12 protein-coding genes are annotated in these 9817 nt (G+C 70.5%); 9 read left to right on the top strand and 3 right to left on the bottom strand.

Annotated elements, in window-relative coordinates:
* Positions 1-74: 74 nt before the first annotated feature.
* The 9 genes from AC08OQ_RS13415 (at position 75) to ilvD (ending at position 7618) form a co-directional block, all read left to right on the top strand.
* A complete protein-coding gene (locus AC08OQ_RS13415; protein ID WP_476599432.1) occupies positions 75-401 on the top strand; it encodes a hypothetical protein in 327 nt (108 codons plus the stop codon).
* Between the two features lie 250 nt (positions 402-651).
* Positions 652-978: a 30S ribosomal protein S6 gene (gene rpsF, locus AC08OQ_RS13420; RefSeq protein WP_476592884.1), complete on the top strand. Its 327-nt coding sequence runs from the start codon at positions 652-654 to the stop codon at positions 976-978.
* A 63-nt stretch (positions 979-1041) separates the two neighbouring features.
* Positions 1042-1581: a single-stranded DNA-binding protein gene (locus AC08OQ_RS13425; protein ID WP_476599434.1), complete on the top strand. Its 540-nt coding sequence runs from the start codon at positions 1042-1044 to the stop codon at positions 1579-1581.
* Positions 1582-1631: 50 nt separating this feature from the next.
* Positions 1632-1868 carry a 30S ribosomal protein S18 gene (gene rpsR, locus AC08OQ_RS13430; RefSeq protein ID WP_011438874.1) on the top strand — a complete coding sequence of 79 codons (237 nt, stop codon included), beginning with the start codon at positions 1632-1634 and terminating at the stop codon, positions 1866-1868.
* Between the two features lie 9 nt (positions 1869-1877).
* A complete protein-coding gene (rplI, locus tag AC08OQ_RS13435; protein WP_011438873.1) occupies positions 1878-2324 on the top strand; it encodes a 50S ribosomal protein L9 in 447 nt (148 codons plus the stop codon).
* A gap of 600 nt (positions 2325-2924) precedes the next feature.
* Positions 2925-4283: a replicative DNA helicase gene (gene dnaB, locus AC08OQ_RS13440; RefSeq protein WP_462187111.1), complete on the top strand. Its 1359-nt coding sequence runs from the start codon at positions 2925-2927 to the stop codon at positions 4281-4283.
* 165 nt (positions 4284-4448) lie between these two features.
* Positions 4449-4796 carry an antibiotic biosynthesis monooxygenase family protein gene (locus AC08OQ_RS13445; protein WP_462187112.1) on the top strand — a complete coding sequence of 116 codons (348 nt, stop codon included), beginning with the start codon at positions 4449-4451 and terminating at the stop codon, positions 4794-4796.
* Between the two features lie 27 nt (positions 4797-4823).
* Positions 4824-5567 (top strand): hypothetical protein, encoded by a 744-nt coding sequence (locus AC08OQ_RS13450; protein WP_476599437.1) that lies wholly within the window; start codon positions 4824-4826, stop codon positions 5565-5567.
* Positions 5568-5764: 197 nt separating this feature from the next.
* Positions 5765-7618, top strand: a complete 1854-nt coding sequence (ilvD, locus tag AC08OQ_RS13455; RefSeq protein WP_476599453.1) for a dihydroxy-acid dehydratase — start codon at positions 5765-5767, stop codon at positions 7616-7618.
* A 39-nt stretch (positions 7619-7657) separates the two neighbouring features.
* On the opposite strand, the gene egtD is transcribed toward ilvD, so the two are convergent.
* From egtD to AC08OQ_RS13470, 3 genes are all read right to left on the bottom strand, one after another.
* The gene (gene egtD, locus AC08OQ_RS13460; protein ID WP_476599439.1) at positions 7658-8737 is read right to left on the bottom strand and encodes an L-histidine N(alpha)-methyltransferase; all 1080 of its coding nucleotides are present in this window, start codon (positions 8735-8737) and stop codon (positions 7658-7660) included.
* A gap of 43 nt (positions 8738-8780) precedes the next feature.
* Positions 8781-9518 (bottom strand): ergothioneine biosynthesis protein EgtC, encoded by a 738-nt coding sequence (gene egtC / locus AC08OQ_RS13465; RefSeq protein ID WP_476599441.1) that lies wholly within the window; start codon positions 9516-9518, stop codon positions 8781-8783.
* A 30-nt stretch (positions 9519-9548) separates the two neighbouring features.
* On the bottom strand, positions 9549-9817 hold a 269-nt coding region (locus AC08OQ_RS13470; RefSeq protein ID WP_476612089.1), incomplete at its 5' end, for an SUMF1/EgtB/PvdO family nonheme iron enzyme.

A 9817-nucleotide genomic window follows, 5' to 3' on the forward strand; every position in this document is an offset into this window, starting at 1 on the left:
GGCATGGGGCGCCGTGCGGGGTTTCCGTCACCTCGCCTTCGGCGTTTGGGACTACGGGAGGCGATGCTGTGGACATGCAGGATGCCCAGCCGGGTCAGCCCGGCACCGGGGACGTCGGCGGCGACCCGTCCGGGGGCGGCCACGACTCTTCCCCGGGCGGCCACGGCGGTTCCGGGTCCGGGCGCGTCGGTCCGCGGCCGGCTGCCCGCATGCTCGCGGTGGTCGCGGTCGCCGCGGCGCTCGCGGCGCTTGTGTTCGCCCTCGCGGACCCCTCCCCCTCCCGGCACATGCGTGGCCTCCTGATCACGGTGAACCTCGTCTGCCTCGCCGGGCTGTTCACGGCGTGGCTTCGCGTGGTTCTCGTGGTCGGGGCCGCCAGGGCCCCCGGAGGAATCGAGTAAGCTCGGCTGGACATACCGTGCGCCGGCGTACGTGTGTCCATCCGCTGGTCCAGGCCGACCACTCGTCATGATTGGTCGGTGCGCCTCCGGGTGGCCCTCGTGCACTGATGATCGTCCGGATGTGCTGACGGGCGGACCCCTCTCGGATCCATCGCGTCGAGCACGTTCGAGACGGCACAGGTTCCGGTCGCGGTCCCTCCTGCCGCGGAAGATCCGTGGCCGCCAGAGTCCACAGGAGGTGGGTTCAGTCTTGGCACGTCATTATGAGCTCATGGTGATCCTCGATGCTGACCTCGAGGAACGCACCGTCGCGCCCTCCCTCGACCAGTACCTCGGTGTCGTCCGTCAGGGCGGCGGCGTGGTGGAGAAGGTCGATGTCTGGGGCCGGCGCCGGCTCGCCTACGAGATCGCCAAGAGTTACGAAGGCATCTACGCCGTCATCGACCTGCATGCGGAGCCCGACGTCGTCGCCGAGCTCGACCGTCAGCTCGTCCTCAACGAGTCGGTCATCCGCACCAAGGTCATTCGGCTTCCAGAGCCGAAGAAGCCACGTCAGAGCCGCCGGGCGGCGGCGTGATCCGGTCCGCGGCGACGGCAGTCCCCGTGCCGTCGTGGGCCGCCGATCTCCGGGAGAGTGCCCATGGCTGGTGAAACCGTCATCACTGTCGTCGGCAACCTAGCCAACGACCCCGAACTGAGGTTCACCCCGAACGGTGCCGCGGTCGCCAGCTTCACCGTCGCCTCCACGCCGCGCACCCTCGACCGCCAGACCAACGAGTGGAAGGACGGCGAGGCGCTGTTCCTGCGCTGCTCCATCTGGCGCCAGGCGGCGGAGCACGTCGCCGAGTCGCTGCAGAAGGGCGCTCGGGTCATCGTCACCGGCCGCCTCAAGCAGCGGTCGTTCGAGACCCGCGAGGGTGAGAAGCGCACCGTGATCGAGCTCGATGTCGACGAGATCGGCCCGAGCCTGCGCTACGCCACCGCCAAAGTCGTCAAGGCCGCGCGCGGCGGTGGTGGCAGCAGTTACGGGGGCGGTGGCGGAGGCGGCTACGGCGCGCCGGCCGGCGCCCCCGCGGGCGCTCCGGCCGGCAGCTACGGCGGCGGTAGTGGTGGTGGAGCACCCATCGATGACCCCTGGTCGCAACCGGCCGGCGGCTACTCCGACGAGCCACCGTTTTGAGCGGCCGGTCGTCGTCCTCGCGAACGACACAACGAGGTAGCAGCACACCCATGGCCAAGGCGGCCGTGCGCAAGCCCAAGAAGAAGGTTTGCGTTTTCTGCAAGGACAAGGTCGACTACATCGATTTCAAGGACACTTCGCTGCTGCGCAAGTACATCTCCGACCGGGGCAAGATCCGGGCCCGTCGGGTGAGCGGTAACTGCAGCCAGCACCAGCGCGACGTGGCGACGGCGGTGAAGAACAGCCGCGAGATGGCGCTGCTGCCCTACACCGCCTCGGCCCGGTAGGGGGTGGCGATGAAGCTCATCCTGACCCAGGAGGTCCCCGGTCTCGGCAGCCCGGGTGACATCGTGGAGGTCGCGAACGGGTACGGGCGCAACTACCTCGTGCCCCGCCGGTACGCGATCCTCGCAACCAAGGGCGCGGAGCGTCAGGTCGAGCAGATCAAGCGGGCCCGGTCGGCCCGCGCGGTCCGCGATCTCGGGCACGCTCAGGAGATCGCCGGTCAGCTCGGTGGCCTCAAGGTCGAGCTGACCAGCCGGGCGGGCAAGGAAGGCCGCCTGTTCGGTTCCGTAACGGCGGCCGACGTGGTGGAGGCGGTGACCGCCGCGGGTGGCCCCGAGCTCGACCGGCGCCGCGTCGAGCTCACCACGCCGATCAAGTCCCTGGGCGCCTACACCGTCGCCGTGCATCTGCACCCCGAGGTGACCGCGACCGTGAAGCTCCAGGTCACGCAGGCCTGACCAGGGCCGGGCGGGCCTGATCGCGGCCGGATGGGCCCGAGGCCGGGCGGTTCTGACGGCGGCGTCCGCCGTTTCTCCCGCTGTACCGCCGCGCTCGCTGTACCGGCTCCCCTGGCCGACCGTCTCAGGCGGCCGGCCAGGGGAGTTCGTTGTGCGTGGGGCAAGGGGCGACGAGCAGATCCGAAACTTTTTCTTATCCACAGGGCACTCGCGATGCGGGCGCCTGCCAGCTGGGTTTCGTCGAGGCTGTGGTCTCGGGTGTCCACAGGTTTCCGGTTTCCGTCCCGATGTCCTCCCCAGGTTCCGGCCGGTTGCCCACAGCTTTTCCACAAGGGCCTGTGGATAACTTTTTGCTGGGGGTGCCCGCCGGTCCGTAAGGTCGGACCCTCCAGACTGAGGAAGGTACTTCTAGCCTGATCGGGCCAGGTCTCCTTCGGTGACGCGGGCGGCGCCCGGCGAGAGGCTCACCGGAGGCCGCCCGCCCGGTCCCTGCTGGGAGCTCCCGGCTGACCGGGGGCGGAGCGGTCCGTTGACAGCGATTCCGATCAGTACGAACATACGTTCGAATACGGGTCTACGGGAATCCCGGGAGGGTGCGTCGTGAGCGTCACCGAGATCTCGCGTGGTTCCGGTGGGAGTACGGAGTTCGACCGGACTCCTCCGCACGACCTGCCCGCCGAGCAGAGCGTGCTCGGCGGCATGCTGCTGTCGAAAGACGCCATCGCCGACGTCGTCGAGGTCCTGCAGACGGGTGACTTCTACCGTCCCGCGCACGGCCTCGTGTACGAGGTCATCGGCGATCTCTACGGCCGGGGGGAGCCTGCGGACGTCATCAGCGTCGCCGCCGAGCTCGGCCGCCGCGATCTGCTCGAGCGGGTGGGCGGTCCGGCCTACATGCACACCCTCATCTCGAGCGTGCCCACCGCGGCCAACGCCGGGTACTACGCCCGTATCGTCGCGGAGAAGGCGGTCCTGCGCCGCCTCGCGGAGGCCGGCACCCGCATCGTGCAGCTCGCCTACGGCGCGGCTCCGGACGTCAGCGACGTCGTCGACCGCGCCCAGGCGGCCGTATACGAGGTGACCGAGCGCCGGACGAACGAGGACTACCTGCCGCTGGGGGAGCTGCTCAACCCGGCGCTGGAGGAGATCGAGTCCATCCAGGGGCATGACGGTTCGCTGACCGGGGTGCCCACCGGTTTCGTCGACCTCGACGAGCTGACCAACGGCCTGCACGGCGGCCAGCTGTGGATCGTCGCGGCCAGGCCGGCCGTGGGCAAGTCGACCCTCGGCCTGGACTTCGCCCGGGCGGCGTCGATCAAGAACGGGATGGCGTCGGTCATCTTCTCGCTGGAGATGAGCCGCATGGAGATCACCATGCGGCTGTTGTCCGCCGAGGCGCGGGTGTCCCTGCAGAACATCCGCACGGGCCGGCTCACCGATGACGACTGGGGTCGCCTGGCCCGCCGGATGGGCGAGGTCGCGGAGGCCCCGCTGTTCATCGACGACAGCCCGCACCTGACGATGATGGAGGTCCGGGCGAAGGCCCGGCGGTTGAAGCAGCGCAACGAGCTGCGCCTGGTGATCCTCGACTACCTGCAGCTGATGTCGTCGCCCAAGAAGGTGGAGAACCGTCAGCAGGAGGTCAGCGAGATCTCGCGGTCGCTGAAGCTGCTCGCCAAGGAGCTCGACGTTCCGGTGGTCGCCATCTCCCAGCTCAACCGCGCCTCCGAGCAGCGGGCCGACAAGCGTCCCCAGGTCTCCGACCTGCGCGAGTCCGGAAGCCTGGAGCAGGACGCCGACGCAGTGATCCTGCTGTACCGGGAGGACACGGTCGAGAAGGAGTCGGCGCGCGCCGGCGAGGCGGACCTCATCATCGCCAAGCACCGCAACGGGCCGACCGGCACCGTCACCGTCGCCTTCCAGGGCCATTACTCACGGTTCGTCGACATGGCGAACTGAATTCTCGGCCCGGGGGCGGGACGAGGCCCACGGGTGGAGAGCGCCAGCGGCCCGGCGGCGGGCCGGGTGGGCGCCCGGGTGTGTTTGGCGTGGTCATGGTCCATGTTGGCGGACCGCGATCTTCCGATGGTGCCAGACTGGGCGGTATGAGTTTCAGGATCATCCATGGCGAGTGAGGGGCGGGACGGCGGGCAGCCCGCCGGAGCGGTCCTCGAAGTCGCCCGGTTCGACATCAAACCGGGCAGCGAAGACGATTTCGTCGCCGCGTATCACGGGGTGCGTGCGGAGCTCGTCGGCACGCCGGGCTGTCGTTTCGCGCGGATGACCCGCGGGGTCGAGTCACCGTCGAGTTTCGTGCTGCTCGTCGAGTGGGACAGCCTGGACGCCCATCTGACGAACTTCCGGGAGTCGGAGCGGTTTGCCCGCTGGCGCGCCGCCCTCGGCCCGTACTTCGACGGCACCCCGACGGTGGCGCACAGTGCGGACGTCCCCGCCGGTCCCGACCCGGCCTGACCCTCGACGACCGCCGGGCTTCTGATCATGACAGCGTTCTTCGGGTACCTGTTTTTCGCGCCGCTCACGGCGCTCTTCTTCGGTTTCCTCATCTGGCTGGTACCGGCGATCCTGCTTCGGAACACGGACGTGGTGAGCCGGCTGAACCTGCGGCCCTTCGCGTTCTTCGTCACCGGCTACGTCTTCAGCGGGCTGATGGCCCTCTACCTGCTGGTGCTGGACGCCGGCCACGACGTCGCGCCGGCGGCCGGCGTCGTCGCATCCCTGGCCCTCGTCTGGGCTGTCCGGCGGCAGTGGCGCCGGCACCGGCCACTGGGCACGCGGCAGGTGGCGAGCATGCGCTGTGACGGCCCGGTCCAGCCGGGGCAGCCGGGTTATCCCGGTCCACCGGTGCCGTCGGGTTATCCGCATCAGCCCGGCCACCCGTACCCCCCCAGGCCGCAGGCCGGGCCGGTCGCGCGAGGTCCGTCCGGGTATCCCGAGGCCGCCGGATATTCGCCTACGCGGCCGGATCAGCCCGGCCCGGGCGGGGGAGGAGACGACCCGGCAGGCGGGGCGGGTGATCCCGGTCGCCCCAGCCAGTCGGGGCATCGGTCGGGGTACCAGCCGGGGCCCGCGGGTCGTCCACCGGCGCCGGACAGCAGCCGCGGGGCCGGTCGGCGGATCGCCGGCTACCCCTGGGCCGTTCCGCCCAGCGGGCCCAGACTGGGGGACCTACCACCCGACGCGCCCCCGTCCCCGCCCCCCGCCGAAGCGGGCCCTGATTCCTGATTCCGGGTCCTTGATTCCGGGTCTCATCCCTGGTCCTTGGCCCCTGATCCCGTCGCTCGCCGTTCGCCGCCCGGCTGGCCGGGCCCCGCGACCTGGCTGACCGGACCCGTCCGTGCGGTGGCGTACCGTCGTGTCATCGTCTGCCAGTGCCGGCGGTCCCCGCCAGCAGCGCCGTTGAATTGATCTTCGAGGTCGAGATGCCCGCCCTGCGCTCCCGTACCACCACCCACGGCCGGAACATGGCCGGCGCCCGCGCCCTGTGGCGCGCGACCGGGATGACCGACGATGACTTCGGCAAGCCGATCGTCGCCGTGGCCAACAGCTTCACCGAGTTCGTTCCGGGGCATGTGCACCTGCGTGACCTTGGCTCGCTGGTGGCCGGGGCGGTGGCCGAGGTCGGTGGGGTGGCGCGCGAGTTCAACACCATCGCCGTGGACGACGGCATCGCGATGGGGCACGGCGGGATGCTCTACTCGCTGCCGTCCCGCGAGCTCATCGCCGACAGCGTCGAGTACATGGTGAACGCCCACTGCGCCGACGCCCTGGTCTGCATCTCCAACTGCGACAAGATCACCCCGGGGATGCTGCTCGCGGCACTGCGGCTGAACATCCCGACCGTGTTCGTCTCCGGCGGGGCGATGGAGTCGGGCAATGCGGTCATCTCCGGCGGCACGGCCCGGTCCAGGCTGGACCTCATCACCGCGATGTCGGCGGCGGTCAACCCGGACATCTCGGACGGCGACCTGTCGATGATCGAGCGTTCGGCCTGCCCGACGTGCGGATCCTGCTCCGGCATGTTCACGGCGAACTCGATGAACTGCCTGACCGAGGCGATCGGGCTGTCCCTGCCCGGCAACGGGTCGACCCTGGCCACCGCCGCCGCCCGCCGTGAGCTGTTCGTCGAGGCCGGGCGTCTCGTGGTCGACCTGGCGCGGCGCTACTACGAGAAGGACGACGAGGCGGTCCTGCCCCGGTCGATCGCGACCGCCGCCGCCTTCCGCAACGCCTTCGCGGTCGACGTGGCAATGGGCGGCTCGACGAACACCGTGCTGCATCTGCTGGCTGCCGCCGTCGAGGCCGGCGTCGACATCACCCTCGCCGACATCGACCGGATCTCCCGCACCGTCCCCTGCCTGTGCAAGGTGGCGCCGAGCTCCACCCGTTACTACCTGGAGGACGTCCACCGGGCGGGCGGCATCCCCGCGGTCCTCGGCGAGCTCGACCGGGCCGGGCTGCTCGACCCGGACCCGCATACGGTGCACTCGGCGAGCCTGCGCGAGTTCCTCGACCGCTGGGACGTCCGCGGCCCGAGCCCCTCGCCGGGCGCGATCGAGCTGTTCCACGCGGCGCCGGGTGGCGTGCGCACGATCGAGCCGTTCAGCTCCACCAATCGGTGGGACACCCTCGACACCGACGCCAGAGACGGCTGCATCCGTTCGGTCGAGCACGCCTACTCCGCCGAGGGTGGGCTCGCGGTGCTGTTCGGCAACCTGGCCATCGAGGGCGCCGTCGTGAAGACGGCCGGCGTGGACGAGAGCCAGTGGGCCTTCCGCGGCCCGGCGCTCGTGGTCGAGAGCCAGGAGGAGGCGGTCGACGCCATCCTCACCGGGCGGGTCAAGGCCGGGGATGTGATCATCGTCCGCTACGAGGGCCCCCGCGGTGGCCCGGGGATGCAGGAGATGCTCTACCCCACCGCGTTCCTCAAGGGTCGCGGTCTCGGCCCGAAGTGCGCTCTGATCACCGACGGCCGGTTCTCCGGCGGGAGCTCCGGACTGTCGATCGGTCACGTCTCCCCGGAGGCGGCCCACGGCGGGACGATCGCCCTGGTCCGCGACGGGGACATCATCGAGATCGACATCCCGGCCCGCCGGCTGGAGCTCGTGGTCTCCGACGAGGAATTGGCGAGCCGACGCGCGGCGCTGGACGCGGCCGGCGGCTACCGTCCCACGGGGCGGGAACGGCCGGTGTCCATGGCGCTGCGGGCCTATGCGGCGATGGCGACCTCGGCCTCCACCGGTGCCGCGCGCGACGTCGGTCTGCTCGGCGGCTGACGAGGCGTCCGAGCGGGCCCGGCTCGGACCGGGACGGGTTCAGACCGGGACGGCGGCGGGGGCGGACGACGGCGTCGCGAGCGTTACGGCGAAATCCCCGTCGGGATCCGTCCACTGCCGCGCCACCGCCCAGCCCGCCAGCGCAAGCTCCGAGGCGATGCCGTCCAGGGTGAACTTGGCGCTGATCTCGGTGAGGATCTCCTCGCCCGGCTGGAAGCCGGCCGTGACGGCGAGGGCCGCGATTGAGACGCGCTGCTCCCGAACGGAACGTAGCCGCATCTCGATCCAGGAGTTCTCGGCGTTCCAGATCGCCACGTGCGCGAATCCGCGGATGTCGAAGTCGCCCCCGAGCTCCCGGTTGATCACCGTCAGCACATTGCGGTTGAAGGCGGCGGTGACCCCGGCACCGTCGTCGTACGCGGCGACGAGGCGGTCGACGTCCTTGACGAGGTCCGTTCCCAGCAACAGGGCGTCGGAGCTCTCGGCCTGCCCGCGCAGCGTACGGAGGAGGTTCTGCCGCTGCGCGGGGCGCAGATTGCCAACCGTGCCGCCGAGGAAGGCGAGCAGCCGGTGGCCACCTCGGGGCAGCTGGTGCAGATGCCGTTCGAAGTCCCCGACCACGGCCGCCACGGAGAGCCCCGGGTAGGTGGTGAGGATCCCGCGACCCGCCCGCACCAGGGCTGCCTCGTCGACATCGAAGGGGATGAAGCGGCGGAGGTTGCCGGCCGCCCGCAGCGCGTCGAGCAGCAGCCTGGTCTTGTCGGAGGTTCCCGATCCCAGCTCGATGAGGGTGTCGGCCGGACAGGCCGTCGCGATCTCGTCGGCGTAACTGACCAGGATGGCCCGTTCCCGCCGGGTCGGGTAGTACTCCGCCAACTGGGTGATCTTGTCGAACAGCATGCCGCCGGTGGTGTCGTAGAACCACTTCGGCGGCAGCTCGCGGGGGCTCGCGGTGAGGCCGGCGAGGACGTCGCGGGCCAGCGTGACGGTACGATCCGACTCGTGCAGGTGGCGGTCGACGGAGAGGCCCGGGAATGGGATCTCCGCCGTGCCGTTCGCGCCCGTCCCCTCAGGGACGGCATCATCCGCCCGGGCGGTTGTCGGAGTCCTTGGTGTCATGGATGTGCCCTCCATCAACGTGGTGCAACCCACGGTAACCGATCTAGGAGATCATGTTACGAAGAGTGACTTGGTGTGTGTCGGCTACCAGGAGGTGATGGTCCGGAACGTCCACCCAGCCCGGTTCGTCATCGTCTGGTTCGCTTGCGACCAGGACTCCATCTTTCTCCATCCGGTATGACAGGCTGTCCCGCCAGGCGGTCGCCACGATCTGGGTTCCATCCACCACCAGCAGGTTCAGCCGGGCCCGCTCGCCCGGACCCGCCGCGTCCAGCGACAGCACGACCTCGGCGACCGCCTCGGCGAGTGGACGCTTCTCGGCGCGCTCCCACACCAGCGCGGCGAGCAGCGCGGAGTCGCACGTCGAGTCCGGGACCGGAGCGTCGGGCCGGTCGCGCAGCATCCGCCGGACGGCCACCGGGTCGACCCGGCCGTTGTGGCTGAGCAGCCGGTGGCCGTCGGTGAAGGGAGCCGTCGCGCTCTCTTCGACCGGCATGCCGACGGTGGCGCTACGCACGGCCGCCAGCACGCAGCCGGAGGCGACCGCGCCGGCGATCGAGGCGTACGAGGCGTCTGTCCACATCGGCACGGCCCGGCGGAACCGGGCCGGCGCCGCCCGCAGCGCCGGGGCGTACCAGCCGACTCCGAACCCGTCGGCGTTCACCGTGCCGTGGCGCATCCGCCTCGGCGACCACGACTGGCGCAGCAGGCTGTACGGACGCTCCAGGGTCAGCCCCGCCAGGGTCCGTGGCGTTCCGATCCAGGCGAGGTGCCGACACACCGAGGTCTCCTTCGCACACGTGCTCGCTCGTCACCCGGCGTCGCGGGCCAGCCGGAATCCGGCGAAGATCTGCCGGCGGATCGGGTAGTCCCAGTTCCGGAACGTGGCGCGGACGGCGACGGCGTCCGTCGCCCAGCTGCCCCCGCGCAGGACGCGGAAGGACGGCTCCCGCCCGGCCTTCGGAAAGAAGACCTCGCTGTACTCCCGGTAGGGATAAGACGCGAAGCCCGGGTACGGCGTGAACCCGCTCGCCGTCCATTCCCAGACGTCCCCGATCATCTGTTCGGCTCCGCAGGGAC

It is taken from the genome of Frankia sp. CcCS3 (assembly GCF_977927575.1).

Excerpts from the sequence above, each read along its gene's own strand:
- AC08OQ_RS13415 (WP_476599432.1), top strand. The coding sequence starts at position 75 with ATGCAGGATGCCCAGCCGGGTCAGCCCGGCACCGGGGACGTCGGCGGC.
- AC08OQ_RS13425 (WP_476599434.1), top strand. The coding sequence starts at position 1,042 with ATGGCTGGTGAAACCGTCATCACTGTCGTCGGCAACCTAGCCAACGAC.
- rpsR (WP_011438874.1), top strand. The coding sequence starts at position 1,632 with ATGGCCAAGGCGGCCGTGCGCAAGCCCAAGAAGAAGGTTTGCGTTTTC.
- rplI (WP_011438873.1), top strand. The coding sequence starts at position 1,878 with ATGAAGCTCATCCTGACCCAGGAGGTCCCCGGTCTCGGCAGCCCGGGT.
- AC08OQ_RS13445 (WP_462187112.1), top strand. The coding sequence starts at position 4,449 with ATGGCGAGTGAGGGGCGGGACGGCGGGCAGCCCGCCGGAGCGGTCCTC.
- AC08OQ_RS13450 (WP_476599437.1), top strand. The coding sequence starts at position 4,824 with ATGACAGCGTTCTTCGGGTACCTGTTTTTCGCGCCGCTCACGGCGCTC.
- ilvD (WP_476599453.1), top strand. The coding sequence starts at position 5,765 with ATGCCCGCCCTGCGCTCCCGTACCACCACCCACGGCCGGAACATGGCC.
- egtD (WP_476599439.1), bottom strand. The coding sequence starts at position 8,737 with ATGACACCAAGGACTCCGACAACCGCCCGGGCGGATGATGCCGTCCCT.